Below are 16,615 nucleotides of genomic sequence, written 5' to 3'. Positions count from 1 at the left end.
GCTCCCATGCGACGAGTGGTAGTCACCGGCCTTGGCATCGTGTCCTGCCTGGGCAACGACCAGCAACAGGTCCTGGATGCGCTCAAGAGTGGGCGTAGCGGTATTCGGTTCAAGGAAGAGTACGCCGAGCGCGGTTTCAGAAGCCACGTGGCAGGCAGCGTCGATATCGACCTGGACGCACTGATCGATCGTAAGCTGCGCCGCTTCATGGGTGATGCAGCCGCCTATGCCTATGTCTCCATGGCCCAAGCCATCGAAGATTCAGGCCTGACCGAAGCGCAGGTTTCCAACGAGCGAACCGGCCTTATTGCCGGCTCTGGCGGCGCCTCCAGCGCCAACCAGGTGGAAGCCGCCGACGTCATGCGCGAGAAAGGCCTGCGCCGGGTCGGCCCTTACCGAGTCACCCGTACCATGGGCAGCACGGTGTCGGCGTGCCTGGCCACGCCGTTCAAGATCAAGGGCATCAACTACTCCATTTCTTCTGCCTGCGCCACGTCTGCTCACTGTATCGGCAGCGCCATGGAGCAGATCCAGCTAGGCAAGCAAGACGTCGTGTTTGCGGGCGGCGGTGAAGAAGAGCACTGGACGCTATCGTGCCTTTTCGATGCCATGGGGGCCTTGTCTACCCACTATAACGACACTCCTGAGCACGCTTCTCGCCCCTATGATCAGGCACGTGATGGCTTCGTCATCGCGGGCGGCGGCGGCATGCTGGTGCTGGAAGAGCTGGAACATGCCAAGGCACGCGGCGCCAAAATTTATGGCGAGCTGGTCGGCTACGGCGCAACCTCCGATGGCCATGACATGGTCGCGCCGTCTGGCGAAGGCGCCATGCGCTGCATGCGTCAGGCCATGGCGACTGTCGATGGCAGCATCGACTACATCAATACCCACGGCACCTCGACCCCCGTGGGCGATGTGGCCGAATTGAAGGCGATCCGTAGCGTCTTTGGCGACACAACGCCTGCCATGAGCTCTACCAAATCGTTGACGGGCCACTCGCTGGGTGCCACCGGCGTGCAAGAAGCGATCTACTCGCTGCTCATGATGCAGCACCGCTTCGTGGCGGCCTCGGCCAATGTCGAGCACCTGGACGAGCAAGCCGATGGTTTCGATATCGTGACCCAACGCCGCGATGACGCCACCATTGACCGCGTGCTGTCCAACAGCTTTGGCTTCGGCGGCACCAATGCCTGCCTGGTATTCCAGCGCTATAACGGCTGATCCGGTCTCAACGTCCAACACAAACGGCGCCCTTGGGCGCCGTTTGTGTTGGTGCAGCGTGTGCGCTGTTTGTCAGGGCACTGGCTTTAGAGCAGCGGCTTTTAAGGCCTGGGCACCTCGGAGATCTCGTGAAGCTGCCCTTCGATCCACGCCTCCACATCAGCCAATACTTCGTCCGGGGTACGCCCAGCGGTGTCGATGGGCGGGCCAATTCGCACACGCAGGACACCCGGGCGCTTGACCCACTGGCGACCCGGCCAACGCTCACCGGCATTGTGCGCCACCGGCAGCACCGGCACACCGGCACGACAGGCCACCACGCTACCGCTTTTGTTGTAGCGCTTGCGAACCCCTGGGTCGACACGGGTTCCTTCCGGAAAGATCAGCACTGAGAGCCCACTGTTCAAACGCTCCACCCCCTGCGTCAGCACCTGTTTCATGGCCCGAGCAGGCCTGGAGCGATCCAGGCTAATGGGGCGCAGCAGGCGCAGTCCCCAGCCAAACACAGGGATACGCAGCAGCTCTCGCTTGAGCACCGTACAGACCGGCGGCTTCATGACCTGCAGGAACAGCGTTTCCCACTCACACTGGTGGTTGGCCTGAATGACGCAGGGCCCCGCAGGAATATGTTCGCGCCCTTGAATCTCGTAACGTACCCCACAGGCCAGCCGAAACCAGACCATCAGGAAGTAGTTGTAGAGGTTCAACAGACGATAGCGCGCCGCGAGGGGAAGAAACGGTGCCACGGGCAGGAACAGCACACCAATCAGCAGCATGGCTGAAAAATAGCCCAGATAAAATACCAGGCTGCGTACCACATTCATCAAGCGGACTCTCCTGTTCCAGTACCGGTGACGGTCGGCTGAGTGCGGGTCAGGCACCAGGCATCCAGCATCCGCCCCACCTCGAGCCGCCAGGGCTTTTGGTGCACGCCAAAGACGTCCAGCACACGGCGACAGTTCAGCACCCGCCGCAGCTTGGCATCGTGATGGTGGTTCAACGCCTGCACCTCACCCAGCTCGACCTCTTCGCCACGCCCCTCGAGATGGGTGGCCAGCTGGGTGCGCACCATGGAGACGAACGTAAACGCACTGACCGGCTCGGTACCTGCCAGGTGATACGCCCCCCAGGCATCGGCCCCGCAGGCTTGCTGCTGAAGCATGCCCACCAGCGCCATGGCCACGGCATCCGCCGAGGTAGGGCAGAAAATCACGTCTTCGGCCGCACGCACGGGCTGGCCTGCTACAAAGCTGTCGATGACTTCATTGAGCCAGGCATGGCTACCTTCCAGGGCGAACAGCGGCCCCAGCCGCACGATCAAGTGGCGGTGATACTCCGCGCGAATACGGTCACCGGTCTGCACCAGGCGGCGCAAACACTCATCACGGGGGGCCGGCACGACATGCTCGTCGATCGGGATCTCGAACCCCTCTTCGTAGAGCTGGTCGGACACGCACCACACCAGGGCAATGCCAGCCGCCTGACAGGCGTCGACACACTGGTCCACCGCATCAGCATGGGCATAGACATCGGCTGGCGTCATGCTGAGGGGATGCGACAGAGGCGGAATGATCACCGCCTCCGGGGCGATGGCCGCCAGCTGGTCTGGAGAAACGCTCACGCCCTGCTCAATCACCAACTCGGTATCCGAGCGCCGACTTGCCTCACGGGCCAATGCCAGGCTCAAGCAGTGTCCTGCATTCAGTATTAGCAGCTTCAAGACAGACCCCTTTTCTCAACCCGGTAGGGTGGCGGCAACGCCCAGCACGGCATGGCGATCAGAACGGAATTTCGTCGTCAAAATCGTCGAAGTTACCGGGATCCGGAGCGCCGTAGCTGCTGTTTTGCTGATGCGCAGGCGGCTGCTGCTGAGGCGCCGCACCGCCACGCTGAGGCGCGGCGTTCTGTTGCGGAGCGTAGCCACCCTGCTGAGGTGCCTGCTGAGGCGGCTGCTGGTAATGCTGTTGCGGCGGCGCAGACTGGGCAGGCGCTTGCTGGGCATAGCCACCCTGCGGCGCCCCCCCCCCCTGGTAGTCACCACTGCGACCATCCAGCATCTGCATGTCGTTGGCGACGATTTCAGTGCTGTAACGGTCCTGGCCATTCTGGTCCTGCCATTTACGCGTCTGCAGACGACCTTCGATATAGACTTTGGAGCCTTTTTTCAGGTACTGCTGGGCAATTTCAGCCGTCTTGTTGAAGAGCACCACGCGGTGCCATTCGGTACGCTCCTGCCGCTGGCCGCTCTGGCGATCCATCCAGGTGTCCGAGGTGGCCAGGTTCAGGTTGGCGACCGCTGTACCGGAAGGGGTGAAACGCACTTCCGGATCCTGGCCCAGATTACCGATCAGAATAACTTTGTTGATACCGCGCGCCATAAGGTCGCTCCTTGTCGTAAACGGTGATGGTCTCTCATTGATCAGGGCCGCGGTGGCGGAATCAACCGGGCCAGTGCCGCCTGATCAAGCTCTTTACGATTGACTTTCAAATATACCAGGCGCTCTTCCGGCACGACCATGACATCTTCGACACCCGCCACATCGGCCAGGTGCTCCATGAGTAGGTCCATGGCATCGGCCTGGGTATCCTGCAACGCCACCACTTCACTGGAGAGCGGCGGCGGTGACGGCATGCCGCACATGGCCAGCCACCAGCACAGCGCCAGCACCGCACAGCCGATGAACACGGCGTCCAGCCCCCAAGTGTGCGCCAGCCCCCCCCCCAGGGTACCGCCCAAAAACGCGCCCAGGAACTGGCTGGTGGAGTAGACGCCCATGGCGGTGCCTTTTGCTCCGGCAGGCGCCAGTTTACTTAGCATGGATGGCAGCGTTGCCTCCAGCAAATTGAAGCCGGTAAAAAACACCAGCAGCCAGACAAACAGCCACTGCCCCTGGGAGAGCGGTAGCCCCAGCGCCGCCAAACTGAGCACGATGGCCCCAATGGCCAGCAGGCACATCAGTTTCATGCGCTGGCGCTTTTCGGCCACGATCACCAGCGGCACCATGGCGACAAACGACAGTCCCATGATGGCCAGATAGGCCAGTCCATGGTACTCCACCGCTACCCCGGCGTTCAGCAAGCGGAACGGCACGGCCACGAAAATGGCCATGAGCACCAGGTGCAGAGCAAAAATCGACACGTCCAGACGCCACAGGTCCGGGCGGGTAATAACACGCTTAAATTGCTGACGGTCCAGCCCGACATCCCGATGGCGCAGGCGCCTGGGCGCTGGCGGCACCCAGCGCCACAGCACCAGCAAGCCCACCAACGTGAGCAGTGCCGTGAACCAGAACAGGCTCGACAGCCCTCCCCATGACGCCAGCCAGGGGCCCAGCACCATGGCAACGGCAAAGGACACACCGATGGAGAGGCCAATGGTCGCCATGGCAACGGTGCGTACCTGCTCGCGGGTCTGGTCGGCCAGCAGCGCCATGATGGCCGCCGCAATGGCGCCGCTACCCTGCAGCGCGCGGCCGACGATCACCCCGCCAATGGTATCCGCCGTGGCGGCCACGACACTGCCTGCTGCAAAAATCAGCAGGCCCATGGCAATCACTCGCTTTCTACCTATCCGGTCCGACAGCCAGCCAAACGGAATCTGCAGAACCGCTTGAGTCAGGCCATACACGCCCAACGCCAAACCAACCAGTAACGGCGTCGCCCCTTCCAGCGTATCGGCATACAAGGCCAGCACCGGCAGCACCATGAAGAGTCCCAGCATGCGAGATGCGTAGAGACCGGCCAAGCCGCTGATGGCTCGGCGCTCGGCAGCCAGCAGCAGTGCAGAAACCTTGCGCATAGAACCCTTGTGTACGATGAGTGGGCCGAACGGCCTGAGATAACCGTCCATTCTAGCGCTTTGTCGGCACGCTGGAAACGCCAAGCATGAAATGCCCGCCACGCTGCAGCGAAGCGAGACAGTTTTGCCGGAAGGGGTACAGCAACCGTATAATTACGCTTTTGCCACGCGATTCGAGGTGTTGATGGACAGCATTCTGGTCAGGGGTGCCCGCACCCACAACCTCAAGCAGATCGATGTGGAGCTGCCCCGTGACAAGCTGATCGTGATTACCGGCCTGTCAGGCTCCGGCAAGTCGTCCTTGGCGTTCGATACGCTCTACGCCGAGGGCCAGCGGCGCTATGTGGAATCGCTCTCCACCTATGCGCGCCAGTTTCTATCGATGATGGAAAAGCCCGATGTGGATCACATCGAAGGGCTCTCTCCGGCCATCTCCATCGAGCAAAAATCCACCTCTCACAACCCTCGGTCGACGGTTGGCACGATTACCGAGATTTACGACTACCTGCGCCTGCTGTTTGCCCGTGCCGGCACCCCTCGCTGCCCAGAGCATGGCGAGGACCTGGAAGCTCAGACGATCTCCCAGATGGTCGATCAGGTCATGAACCTGGCGGAAGGCACCCGCTTGATGCTGCTGGCGCCGGTCGTCAAAGGCCGCAAGGGGGAGCATTTACAGCTGCTGTCCGAACTGCGCGCGCAGGGGTTCGTGCGCGTCCAGATCGATGGCCAGGTGCTGGAGTTGGACGACATAGCGCCGCTGGACAAGCGCAAGAAGCACGATATCAGCGTGGTCGTGGACCGTTTCAAGGTACGTGACGATATCGCCCAGCGCCTGGCGGAATCCTTCGAAACGGCCCTGAATCTGGCCGACGGCACCGCCATGGTGCATTTCATGGACGGCGAGCAGGATGACCTGGTCTTCTCGTCCCGCTTTGCCTGCCCCGTTTGCGGCTATTCGCTCTCCGAGTTGGAGCCGCGGATGTTTTCGTTCAACAACCCGGCAGGGGCGTGTCCTACCTGCGACGGCCTGGGCATCCAGCAGTACTTCGACCCGGAGAAACTGATCAGCCACCCCGAGCTTTCCTTGGCGGAAGGCGTGATCAAGGGCTGGGACCGGCGCAACATTTATTACTTTACTCAGCTACAGGCGCTGGCCAAGCATTACCGCTTCGAACTGGAAACGCCCTGGCAGGAGCTGGCCCGCCACGAGCGGGACATCATCCTCAACGGCAGTGGTGGCGAGCTGGTCCCCTTCGTTTACGTCGGCGACCGTGGCCGTAAAGTCACCCGTGAACATGCCTTCGAAGGGGTGCTGCCCAACATGCAGCGCCGCTACCGGGAAACCGAGTCCAGCATGGTACGCGACGATCTGGCCAAATACATTGCGGTTCAGCCCTGCACCGCCTGCCACGGCTCGCGGCTCCGCAAGGAGTCTCGCCATGTGTATGTCGATGACCGCAACATCGCGGATATCGTCCACCTGCCGATTGGCGAGGCATGGCGCTACTTTGGCGCGCTGGCGCTTCCCGGGCGCAAGGGAGAAATTGCCGACAAGATCGTCAACGAGATCCATGCTCGCCTGGAGTTCCTGGTCAACGTGGGGCTTGATTACCTGAACCTCGAACGCAGCGCCGACACGCTCTCCGGGGGTGAGGCGCAGCGTATCCGTCTGGCTAGCCAGATCGGCGCTGGCCTGGTGGGCGTCATGTACATCCTGGACGAGCCCTCCATCGGGCTGCACCAGCGGGACAACGACCGTCTGCTCAAAACGCTGGAGCGGCTGCGCGACCTGGGCAACACCGTGATCGTCGTCGAGCACGACGAAGATGCCATCCGCGCGGCGGACCACGTGCTGGATATCGGCCCCGGTGCAGGTGTCCATGGGGGCGAGATCGTCGCCCAGGGCACGCCGCAGCAGGTGATGGACAACCCGAACTCGCTGACCGGCCAGTATCTCTCTGGCAGCCGCGAAATTGCCGTCCCGCCTTACCGGATCCCGGGCAATCCCGAGAAGCAACTGGTGGTGCGCGGTGCCACCGGCAATAACCTGCAAAATGTCACCCTCAGCCTGCCACTGGGGCTGTTCATTGCCGTGACGGGCGTCTCCGGCTCCGGCAAGTCGACGCTGATCAACGGCACGCTGATGCCGATTGCTGCCCGTGAACTCAACCGGGCCACCACCCTGACACCGGCTCCCTACGAGAAGGTGGAAGGCCTGGACCAGCTCGACAAGGTCATCGACATCGACCAGAGCCCGATCGGCCGCACCCCGCGCTCCAACCCGGCCACCTATACCGGCATTTTCACGCCTATTCGTGAGCTGTTCGCCGGTACCCAGGAGGCTCGTTCCCGGGGGTACAAACCCGGGCGCTTCAGCTTCAACGTCAAGGGCGGCCGCTGCGAAGCCTGCCAGGGCGAAGGCATGATCAAGGTGGAGATGCACTTTCTGCCGGATATCTACGTCCCTTGTGACGTGTGCAAGGGCAAGCGCTACAATCGCGAAACCCTGGATATCCACTACAAAGGCAAGACCATCCACGAGGTATTGGAGATGACGGTGGAAGATGCGCTGGCCTTCTTCAGCCCCGTGCCCGCCATCGCCCGACGCCTGCAAACGCTCATGGATGTGGGGCTTTCCTACATCCGTTTGGGGCAAAGCGCCACGACGCTTTCCGGGGGCGAAGCTCAGCGGGTCAAGCTGGCGCGCGAGCTGGCCAAGCGTGACACCGGCAAAACCCTCTACATTCTGGATGAACCCACCACTGGCCTGCACTTCGAGGATATCCGCCAGCTGCTGACGGTGCTGCACCGACTGCGCGACCACGGCAATACCATCGTGGTGATCGAGCACAACCTGGATGTCATCAAGACGGCCGACTGGTTGATCGACCTGGGGCCGGAAGGCGGTTCCGGGGGCGGGCAGATCATTGCCGAAGGCACGCCGGAGCAGTTGGCCAAACAGACGGTATCGCACACCGGGCGCTTTCTGGCACCGTTACTCGAACGTGGCAGTCGTGCCACACGCTAGGCGCATCATGGCCGCTGCCCAAGCGTTTAGGCAGCGGCCAAAAAATTCAGGAAAAGGCGGCGCTGACTGCTTATAGTAAGCAGCGAGACTGCTTAACAATGGTTGCTTCCTGTGAGGAGACACACGCTGTGGAACAGGACAAAAGCTGTATTATCCGCCACTTTAGCCACTACTGCTCGCTCAACGATGACGAGAAAGCGCTGCTGGCCTCGCTGGAAGAGAGCCCCACCAACATCAAGGCGGGCACGGTGCTCTGGGAGATGGGCGCACCGGCTAATGAGTTCTGCACGCTGCGCAGCGGCACCATGTCACTATTCCGGATCTCGCAGCGCTGGCTACCGAAGGAGAGTTCGATGACTGCTACCTGACCGACAACGTCAGGCCGTTGCTGGAAGCTTGAACGCCCTATCTTTTAGACCTTCAACGATGATACCGCTTATGCCCGTCAAGAGCCGTACACTGCTGGCGATACTGGGGGGGAGCCTGCTGGGCAACGCCCAGCTCGTCCAGGCGGCCACGTTCAACGTGGAGCACGCCGAACCCCATGAACACTGGTCATCGATGGCGCTGTCACTGGGCGAAGAGCGCCATTTTCGTGCCGTCGAGACCCACAGCTACTCCGATGCCACCTTGAGCCTCAATACCACCCAAGGGGTATGCGACCTCCCCTGGCTGGAAATGCGCGTGACCCTGGCACAGCAGCAGGGCGAGAGCCGCGCCGTCAATCTGGTGCCTACCCGGCTGCGTATCGATGACCAACCCATCGTGGACACCATGGCCGAGTTCATCACCGAGCGCGGCGACGATGGCTTCTACGCGCACTTTTACCTGAGCGATCTCGACACACTGATGGCCCAGATGCGCACCGGTGAGCAGCTGTTCCTGGGCTTCGACCAAAACGAGCAGGAGCCCTGGTACATGACCTTCAGCCTCAACGGCGCAGACCGCGCCATCGCGCGTATGCAACAGCTGTGCGAGGACAGCACGACAGAAGGTTAATCTGATCGCGGCTCAGCGACTTCCACGCGATTGCGACCGCTGCGCTTGGCTCGGTACATGGCCACATCGGCCCGCGACATCAGCGTCTTGCAGCTATCGCCCGGCTGCCATATTGCCACACCGATACTCACGGTGATGGGCTGGTCCAACCCGCTGACATGCAGCGTGGCCACCAGGCTGCGCAGGCGTTCAGCCAGACCCATGGCCGCTTCTTCATCGGAGTGCGTCGCCAGCACGACGAACTCTTCGCCGCCCCAGCGGCCAAGATGGTCGCAGCCCCGCAGCGACGTTTCCACCAGCCGGGCCAGCGAGACCAGTACGTCATCCCCCACGCCATGCCCATAGGCGTCGTTGATCTGCTTGAAGTGATCCACATCAAACAGCAGCAGCGCAAATGCGGCGCCGTAGCGCTTGGCCGCCACCAACTCAGCATCGATAGCCTGCTCGATACGGTAGCGATTCCAGACCTGAGTCAATGGGTCAAAGTGGGCCAACTGCTCGAGCCGCTGGTTGGCTGTGGCCAGTGCCTTGCGCTCTTGCTCAAGGTGCATGTTGAGCGTACTGATCTCATAGGCAGAAATAGCCAGCGTCAAATCTTCCCCCAAGTCGATGGCCGCCAGGCGTTCGACACGCTGCCATGCTTCGCTTTTGCCGACCACGTCTTCACTCCACGCAGCCGAGGGGGGCGTCGGCTGCGTGGATGAGGCCACGGCAGCCGAGACAGGGCCCATGGCCCAATAGAGGGTTTCCACCTGCTCGGGCCGAAAGAACAACAGCCAGCCTCGCTGTGCTGGGCTGATGGAGAGCGGCACAGCCAGAATCCCACACTGCTCTGACATGTGGAGTGACGCTGTCAGCGGCTCCACCGCTACCTCACGGGTACACCACGGCCCCCCATGGCGATGCCCCCTGTCGATACGCTTCACCAGTTGGCACACCACCGTGGAGAGCGGCACCACACCGGCAGAACACACGCTGCCATTGAGCCACAGGGCAACCCCCTGAGCACGGAACAGCGCACACCAGGACGCAGCCTGCTCGTGAAGAATCTGCTGGGGGCTTTTGGGTTCTTGCTGGGCAGAGACCGACAGCACCAGGCTATCCTGCACGCGCTGCAGGTAACGTGCCTCCTGGCGAGCACGCAGCAACAACAACCGCTGCGTCGCCATTTGCACCAGTGTCCGCACCGCATCGCGCAAGGGCGGTGCCACGGGGTGGGCATGGGCCGAATGACAGAACAGCAGCCCCCACAGGCCAGCATCACTTTGCATGGCCACACTGAAGGCACTGTGTGCCCCCAGCCGCTGCAGATAGACGCGCCGCTCGGCAGCCGGCGCACGCAAGAAGCAGTTGCGCAGGTTGGCCGTGACGTCTGCGGGCACCAGGGGCTCGGTGTCGGCGGTGACGTCTTGAATCAAGCGCACCGGATGACGTTCGTAGGCATGCCGCAAGGCCAGTGGGAAATCGCTGGCCGGAAACCGTTGCCCGCGCAGCCCTGCCAAGCGCCCCGTACACTTTTCGGCCACGATGAGCCCATGCCAATCGCCGTCGAAATGGCACACCGAGACGCGCTCGTGCCCGGTCAACTCCTGAACGGCACCGACCAGGTAGTCCAGCAGTTCCTCCTGGTGCGTGGCTTCGGCCAGGCGCACCAGGCGCTCATTGAGGGTTCCCAGCAGGCGCTGCTTGCCCATCGGGGGCAATGGCTCTATTTCGACGACGACGTGTCGGTCTGTTCGATAGGCCTGGAGTTGAAAGCGCGTATCGACGGTGGCTCGGCGAAAAGTGAGCGGGCCGGATAGGCGGGGCTGCCCTTGCAGTTCATGGCGCAGCCGCTGGCTGAGCCGCTTGCCCAGCAGAGACGTCAGCGTAGGGGGCGGCTGCTCGTTGGTGGGTAACCCCAGTAATGCCGCCAGGTTGCGGCTGACGGCCTGAACCTGCCGCACGTCGGTATCCAGTACCAAGACAGCGCCAAAGGACTGCAGTCGAGAATGATGCGTCGACACGAAGATAGCCTCGAGATAGTGCTTTACCCCTCGACCTGCTGTTTGAGCAGCAGTTCAACGCGTCGGTTGGCAGCTCGCCCTTCCGAGGTAGCGTTACTTTCCATGGGTTGGGTGTCGGCATAGCCAACCGCCCGCATACGAGAAATGGCGATACCCTGACGCTCCAACTGGCGCACCACGGCAATGGCGCGACCCGTGGAAAGCTCCCAGTTAGAGGGAAAGCGCGGGGTGGCAATGGGCACGTTATCGGTATGCCCTTCCACCGATATTTGGCCTTCGAACGTTTGGAGTACTGACGTGAGACCTTCTAACACGATCAGGCCCTGAGGCGTTAGCACATCGCTACCACTGGAAAACAACAGGCTGTCGTCGATGCGCAGGGTGATGCCCTCACGACCCTGCGAGACACTGACCCCAGGAATATCCAGCCCCGCCATCTGCGACTGCACACCGTCGTGACGTGGATGAATACCGGTGGCCAATGAGGCCAACGGCATGGCCATGATGGCACTGGCCGGCCCCATGGCATCGCTCTCCCTCCCTTCGCCACCGCCAGGAGGCGTCAGCGCCAGCAAGAGCACGAACAGGGTAATCAGCAGCGTCAAGACGTCCAGGTAACTGGTCAGCCACCCTTCATCGTCCTCGCTTGCTGCCGCAGGCAGCTCCAGCGCATGCCGTGCATCCTGGTTGAGCATGGGGCTACCCTTTCTTCAGCGCTGGGTCGGCATCCGGGCGCGGCTTGACGCTCGCATCACGAATTTCATCGTGGTAGTTGGCCACGAACGAGTTCAGCGTTTCTTCGATGAACGACGGCAGGCGACGCTTGGTAATCAGTGAAATGCCTTCCAACACCATGTTCATGGTGATCAACCGCTCTTCGGTGCGCCGCTCCAGCTTGACGGCAATGGGTTTGAAGACCAGATTGGCCAGCAAAATACCGTAGAACGTGGTGAGCAGCGCCACGGCCATGCGCGGACCGATCACTTGCAGATCGCCCGCATCCATGACTTCCAGCATGTTGACCAACCCCACCAGCGTACCGATCATGCCGAAGGCCGGCGCATAGGTGGCCATGGTGCGGAAAATCTGCGCTTCGGCATGCTCACGCGCTTTCAGCCGTGCGATCCGCCAGCGCAGCATGTCGAAAATTTCATCTTCCTTGGTGTTGGCAATCACCAGTTGAATACCGGTGCGCAGAAACGGGTTGCGCGTATGCTCCAGCTCCCGCTCTACCGCTCGGACATCGCCCTTGAACCATAACCGCGACATGGCCACCAGCTCGCCGATATCATCGCGCACATAGGTGTTCTCGCGGCGGAATACCAGGCCTACCAGGCGCACTACTCGCAGTACCTCCTTCAAGGGGTAGCTGATGAACGTCGCCGCCAGGGTACCGGTAATGACGATGGCCAGACCAGGCAAGTTGATAAAGCTTTCTGGCGACTCTGCGGTAAAGAACAGCACGCTTATCAACAACAGCATGCTGGCAAATATGCCGATCAACGTAGAGGGGTTCATCAACGGCTCCTTGCCGGTTAACGTGAGAGGATAAGAAGGTCAATCGTGGTCGCTCAAGCGGGCACGAAGGCGGCTGACGGCCTGGCTATGCAGTTGCGATACCCGCGATTCGGTGACGCCCAGTACCGCCCCCACCTCTTTGAGGTTCATCTCTTCCTGGTAATACAGGGCCATCAGCAGTTTTTCACGCTCGGGCAACGCCTCGATCGCTTCGATCAGAGTGTGCCGCTGCTGCTCGTCGAGCAGTTGTTCGAAAGGACGATTGGCGCTGCCTTCGTCCCCGGCTGGCTCACCGCCATCGGCCACCAGTTCCTCGAAGGGCAGTAGCTGCCCGCTATTGGTGTCGTTGAGCAGCTGTTGATAGTCGCTCAGCGGCATCTCCAGCTCACGGGCAATTTCCACCTCTTCAGGGGGCCTGCCCAGCGTCTGCTCCAAACGGCGTACGGTTTCATCGACTGCGCGGGCAGAGCGGCGCACGCTGCGCGGCAGCCAGTCCCGAGTGCGCAGTTCATCCATCATGGCGCCCCGAATGCGTTGGCTGGCGAACGTGGCAAACGTCGCGCCCTGTGCGGCATCAAAGCGTCCTAGCGCCTCCAGCAAGCCCACCATGCCCGCTTGAATCAAATCATCCAGCTCGATACTGGCGGGCAACCTGACCTGCAGTGTCAAGGCCTGACGTCTCACCAGTGGCATGTATTGAGTTAACAGCTCACTCTGCTTGATCCTGCCTTGTGCTGTATACATCCTATTGCCTCACGGCTAAACGATCTTTACTGATAATTCACGATGACCTGAAGCCCCTGTACGCGCACGGGCCGTTGCCCCGGTGACAGCGCAAAGCGCAAATGAAGCGGCGCGTTGGCTTCCAGACCTGCCAGTGCCATGGTGCTGCCACGCATGCCACTCAGGGGCACGCATTGTGCAGGATGGCACAGCCAGGCGTTGACAGGCGCATGGGCCGGCGCCTCGAAACGCCATTGCACCCTCGCCAACGTCGCGTCGCCCAGCGGTATGCCCGCCGGAGGTCTGATGGCCTGGCTGCTGCTCGCCCGATCGCTCATGGCCACCATCACCGCGGGCATTTGACTGCTCCAGCTACCTGTCGCTGCCCGCGCCGATTCACCCACAACCAGCGATAACACCAGCACCCACGCGGCGCTGGAGAGAAACACGCTCCATGTCACTGTTGACCACTTTGCGGTGTTGATCAATGTTCGTAGCAACATCGTCTGTAGAGGCATTGCCGGTCCCTTGTCATGGGGTCATCAACGAGCCAGTAGCAACAGCTCTATTTGCAAATAGTGCGCAGCGGCATCACGCAGGTTGTTCAGCAAGCCCTGACGCGGGAGGTGCGGCTCGTGCAGGGCCAGCAGGCGGCGCGGCCCCCCTTGCTCACGCATCTGGCGTAGGGCACGGTACATGCTCGCGAAGGCCTCGGCGTCACTGCTCACCCATAGCGCCCAGTGAGGGTGATGCGCCAAGGCAGCCATCGACCCTGCCTCGGGGCTTGCCACCTTGACGTCCCACTCCTGAGGATCGCCCGCCCACTGGCGCCCCAACGATGCCCACTGCGCCAAGCGACCTTTGACCTTGTCGACGTGCAGGGCACCCGCTGAGCTCAACCCCACAATGACCAGTGTGCGTGTCGGGCGGGGGGCCGCTACGCTCGCTGCCGCACTTGCGACCTCCTTGGGAGCGGTTTCCGAAGCGTCCGTGCCAACGTTCGTTTGCGCCACTTCCTTGTCTGAAGTGGAAGTATCGACACTCGGCGCGTCGGCCGCAGGCTCGTCGGGTTGCTCGCCTCGCTGCTGGCGCTGCAAATCTGCCCATTTTCTCAGCCCGGCAGCCTGATCCTGGCCATTCATAGCACATCCTCGAGGCTGACACTGCCCAGTTGCCGAATGGCATCTCGGGCCATCAACACATGCAGCAGCGCGTCCAGCAGGGCCGTATCCCGGCGCTTGCGCTGGCTACCCAACAGCCGCACCAGATCCGTTCTCAGCGCCTGGCCTGGTTCATCATCGGCCAGGTCGAGGTGGCCTGCCACGGCCGCTGCACCGCTGGCCATCAACAGGCGCAGCTCACGACTCACTTCGCCACCGTCGCTTTCCTTGAGCTGTTGCCACGCTCGCTTGGTCAGTGCGGCCAGCCCATCGCTTTCGAGCTGAGTGACCAGCAGTGACAGTACATCGCTACCCAACCGGGCGGGTGTCAACCAATAGCGACGCGCGACGCGCTTGTCACTTTCAGGGTCACGGATGTCGCCCACCCAGGCCAGCAGAGCGTGGCCCGAGGCGGCCTGCACTTCGACATAGGCATTCCACAGCTGCATGCGCTGGCCGCGAAAACGCACCGTGACGCTGTGGGTCAGCGTACTCTCTTGAAACAGATTCTTCAGGGCGTAGCGCTCGCCCTGATAGTCTACTCGCTGGCTGGCATGCACCGCGCTGACCCAGGTCAAACGTTGGTCGTGCAGCCAGGTGAGCACGTCGGGTTCTGGCAGAGCGGGCAGCAGGTGTACTGCCATATCTTCTCCACACTCTTCCAGACGCGGCTGCCAGCCGGCAGGCTGACGGTGCTGAAGCCGCGTCAGGGCCAACCAACGGCCCTGCGCATCCAGCCGAACATCCGGCATCGTCCAGTCACAGCCACGCCCTTGGCGGCGTGGCGACCAGGCCAGCCCCATGGCGCGGCTATTGGCATCTGCCCCGGACAACAGCTCATCCACCCGCTGATCCTGAATGACCCCAGGCAGTGCGCCGATATCCCAGGCGGCTTCCAGCAGGTAAAAGTCATCCACCCGTTTGCGCAGTCGAGCCAGCACCGATGAGAGCCTGCGCCCTTGCCCCAGCACATCCCGCGACCAGCGTGGCAAGCTGAGCGGCGCCGAGGGTTCGGCCTGGTGCACGGCGCGGGGCTGTGCGGCCAACGCCTGAGCGATCAGCGCCTGAGGGTCGGCCACGGACATGTCTTCCGGCACCTGCTGGCCATGGGAGCCAAACAGCACACGCATGCCATGGCGCATGACGATATCCAACGCCGGGGCCAAGCGCCCCGCTTCATCCTGCTTGGTGATGATGCAGTCGTCCAGCGTCGCCCCAGCCGCCCTGGCTGCCTGGCGATAGCGCAACACGACCTCCTCCAGCGTTTCGGGCTGGCTGGCGGCATTCAACATCAGCACCAGACGCACGGTGGATTGCCCCCCCTGAAGGTGTGCAATCTGCTCGATCACCCGCTGATCGCGCTGGCTCATGCCGACGGTATCGATGATCACCCACTGCTTGCCCTGAAGCCGTCCCAGCAGCTCGTCAATGGGTTGCTCGACATCCAGCGCATACATGGGGGTATCCAGCAGTCGCGCATAGATCCGCAGCTGCTCGTGGGCACCAATTCGGAAGCTGTCGGTAGTCACCAACGCCACCGGGCGTGTGCCATGGCGCATCACAAAACGCGCCGCCAGCTTGGCCGTGGTGGTCGTCTTGCCGACCCCGGTAGGGCCTACCAGAGCCACGATGCCGGTCTGGTCGAAAAACGCCTCTTCCTGACGCAGTACACTCAACCGCGCCATGAGCTGTTCGCGTAGCCAGGTCATCAAGCGGTCGCTGGAGGCCGGTAACGATGCCAGCTCATCGGGCAAGGCCTCGACCACTTCCTGGCTCAGCTCATGGCTGAAACCAACGCGCAGCATCACCTGCTGCAAGTGCTCTGACGCGCTGGCCGCCCCTGGCGCGGGGTCGGGCTGTCGTCGCGACAGCAGCTCGCGCATTTCTTGCATTTCACGCAGCAGACGCTCGCTCATGGCTTCCAGCGGATCTGGCTGTTTGGGCAATGAAAACACCGGCACAGCGGGCTTTTCCTGGGTGGCCGGACTGGGAGCAGGATCGAACTGATCGACCGCATCGTCCGCCATGGCGAGAATCTCGACCCCGCCTTCGGTGCGCCGGTTGGCCACGATCAGGGCATCATCGCCAAGTACTTCTCGCACCTGGCGCATGACATCGCGGCTGTTGGCTCCGACAAAACGCCTAACGCTCATGCATC

General features: G+C 62.1%; 15 protein-coding genes. 4 read left to right on the top strand and 11 right to left on the bottom strand.

Features of this window, described 5'->3' with window-relative positions:
* Positions 1–6 precede the first annotated feature (6 nt).
* The gene (gene fabB, locus IE061_RS17070) at positions 7–1,224 is read left to right on the top strand and encodes a beta-ketoacyl-ACP synthase I (RefSeq protein WP_039180755.1); all 1,218 of its coding nucleotides are present in this window, start codon (positions 7–9) and stop codon (positions 1,222–1,224) included.
* Between the two features lie 101 nt (positions 1,225–1,325).
* Here fabB and IE061_RS17065 read toward each other — a convergent pair whose 3' ends face one another.
* From IE061_RS17065 to IE061_RS17050, 4 genes are read right to left on the bottom strand one after another with little or no spacing between them, the layout of a single operon-like run.
* Positions 1,326–2,051, bottom strand: coding sequence for a lysophospholipid acyltransferase family protein (locus IE061_RS17065; protein WP_193462134.1), 726 nt, complete (start codon positions 2,049–2,051; stop codon positions 1,326–1,328).
* Positions 2,048–2,944 (bottom strand): sugar nucleotide-binding protein, encoded by an 897-nt coding sequence (locus IE061_RS17060; RefSeq protein ID WP_100730915.1) that lies wholly within the window; start codon positions 2,942–2,944, stop codon positions 2,048–2,050. The genes IE061_RS17065 and IE061_RS17060 overlap by 4 nt, the downstream gene beginning before the upstream one ends.
* 58 nt (positions 2,945–3,002) lie before the next feature.
* Positions 3,003–3,602, bottom strand: a complete 600-nt coding sequence (ssb, locus tag IE061_RS17055; RefSeq protein WP_081139217.1) for a single-stranded DNA-binding protein — start codon at positions 3,600–3,602, stop codon at positions 3,003–3,005.
* Between the two features lie 41 nt (positions 3,603–3,643).
* Positions 3,644–5,023: an MFS transporter gene (locus IE061_RS17050; protein WP_193462133.1), complete on the bottom strand. Its 1,380-nt coding sequence runs from the start codon at positions 5,021–5,023 to the stop codon at positions 3,644–3,646.
* 184 nt (positions 5,024–5,207) lie between these two features.
* On the opposite strand from IE061_RS17050, the gene uvrA reads away from it, so the two are divergent.
* From uvrA to IE061_RS17035, 3 genes are all read left to right on the top strand, one after another.
* Entirely contained in the window at positions 5,208–8,051 is a 2,844-nt protein-coding gene (uvrA, locus tag IE061_RS17045; protein WP_193462132.1) for an excinuclease ABC subunit UvrA, read from the top strand.
* Positions 8,052–8,179: 128 nt separating this feature from the next.
* Positions 8,180–8,419, top strand: coding sequence for a cyclic nucleotide-binding domain-containing protein (locus IE061_RS17040; RefSeq protein WP_081192105.1), 240 nt, complete (start codon positions 8,180–8,182; stop codon positions 8,417–8,419).
* 70 nt (positions 8,420–8,489) lie between these two features.
* Positions 8,490–9,050: an invasion associated locus B family protein gene (locus IE061_RS17035; RefSeq protein ID WP_193462131.1), complete on the top strand. Its 561-nt coding sequence runs from the start codon at positions 8,490–8,492 to the stop codon at positions 9,048–9,050.
* On the opposite strand, the gene IE061_RS17030 is transcribed toward IE061_RS17035, so the two are convergent.
* From IE061_RS17030 to flhF, 7 genes are all read right to left on the bottom strand, one after another.
* Positions 9,047–11,056, bottom strand: coding sequence for a sensor domain-containing diguanylate cyclase (locus IE061_RS17030; protein ID WP_193462130.1), 2,010 nt, complete (start codon positions 11,054–11,056; stop codon positions 9,047–9,049). The genes IE061_RS17035 and IE061_RS17030 overlap by 4 nt on opposite strands.
* A gap of 23 nt (positions 11,057–11,079) precedes the next feature.
* Positions 11,080–11,751, bottom strand: coding sequence for an OmpA/MotB family protein (locus IE061_RS17025; RefSeq protein WP_193462129.1), 672 nt, complete (start codon positions 11,749–11,751; stop codon positions 11,080–11,082).
* Between the two features lie 4 nt (positions 11,752–11,755).
* A complete protein-coding gene (locus tag IE061_RS17020; RefSeq protein WP_193462128.1) occupies positions 11,756–12,574 on the bottom strand; it encodes a motility protein A in 819 nt (272 codons plus the stop codon).
* Between the two features lie 39 nt (positions 12,575–12,613).
* A complete protein-coding gene (locus IE061_RS17015) occupies positions 12,614–13,318 on the bottom strand; it encodes an RNA polymerase sigma factor FliA (protein WP_039180785.1) in 705 nt (234 codons plus the stop codon).
* Between the two features lie 26 nt (positions 13,319–13,344).
* The gene (locus tag IE061_RS17010; protein ID WP_227407420.1) at positions 13,345–13,758 is read right to left on the bottom strand and encodes a flagellar protein FlhE; all 414 of its coding nucleotides are present in this window, start codon (positions 13,756–13,758) and stop codon (positions 13,345–13,347) included.
* A gap of 81 nt (positions 13,759–13,839) precedes the next feature.
* Entirely contained in the window at positions 13,840–14,439 is a 600-nt protein-coding gene (locus tag IE061_RS17005; protein WP_189462954.1) for a hypothetical protein, read from the bottom strand.
* Positions 14,436–16,610 carry a flagellar biosynthesis protein FlhF gene (flhF, locus tag IE061_RS17000; protein WP_193462127.1) on the bottom strand — a complete coding sequence of 725 codons (2,175 nt, stop codon included), beginning with the start codon at positions 16,608–16,610 and terminating at the stop codon, positions 14,436–14,438. Before flhF ends, IE061_RS17005 begins: the two co-directional genes overlap by 4 nt.
* Positions 16,611–16,615: the final 5 nt, after the last annotated feature.

The sequence above is a fragment of the Vreelandella hamiltonii genome (genome assembly GCF_014651795.1).
GTDB lineage: Bacteria > Pseudomonadota > Gammaproteobacteria > Pseudomonadales > Halomonadaceae > Vreelandella > Vreelandella hamiltonii.
This window is presented reverse-complemented; position numbering and strand designations above follow the sequence as displayed.

Coding starts and splice junctions, on each gene's coding strand:
- fabB (WP_039180755.1), top strand. CDS start 7: ATGCGACGAGTGGTAGTCACCGGCCTTGGCATCGTGTCCTGCCTGGGC.
- ssb (WP_081139217.1), bottom strand. CDS start 3,602: ATGGCGCGCGGTATCAACAAAGTTATTCTGATCGGTAATCTGGGCCAG.
- IE061_RS17050 (WP_193462133.1), bottom strand. CDS start 5,023: ATGCGCAAGGTTTCTGCACTGCTGCTGGCTGCCGAGCGCCGAGCCATC.
- uvrA (WP_193462132.1), top strand. CDS start 5,208: ATGGACAGCATTCTGGTCAGGGGTGCCCGCACCCACAACCTCAAGCAG.
- IE061_RS17035 (WP_193462131.1), top strand. CDS start 8,490: ATGCCCGTCAAGAGCCGTACACTGCTGGCGATACTGGGGGGGAGCCTG.
- IE061_RS17025 (WP_193462129.1), bottom strand. CDS start 11,751: ATGCTCAACCAGGATGCACGGCATGCGCTGGAGCTGCCTGCGGCAGCA.
- IE061_RS17020 (WP_193462128.1), bottom strand. CDS start 12,574: ATGAACCCCTCTACGTTGATCGGCATATTTGCCAGCATGCTGTTGTTG.
- IE061_RS17015 (WP_039180785.1), bottom strand. CDS start 13,318: ATGTATACAGCACAAGGCAGGATCAAGCAGAGTGAGCTGTTAACTCAA.
- IE061_RS17005 (WP_189462954.1), bottom strand. CDS start 14,439: ATGAATGGCCAGGATCAGGCTGCCGGGCTGAGAAAATGGGCAGATTTG.
- flhF (WP_193462127.1), bottom strand. CDS start 16,610: ATGAGCGTTAGGCGTTTTGTCGGAGCCAACAGCCGCGATGTCATGCGC.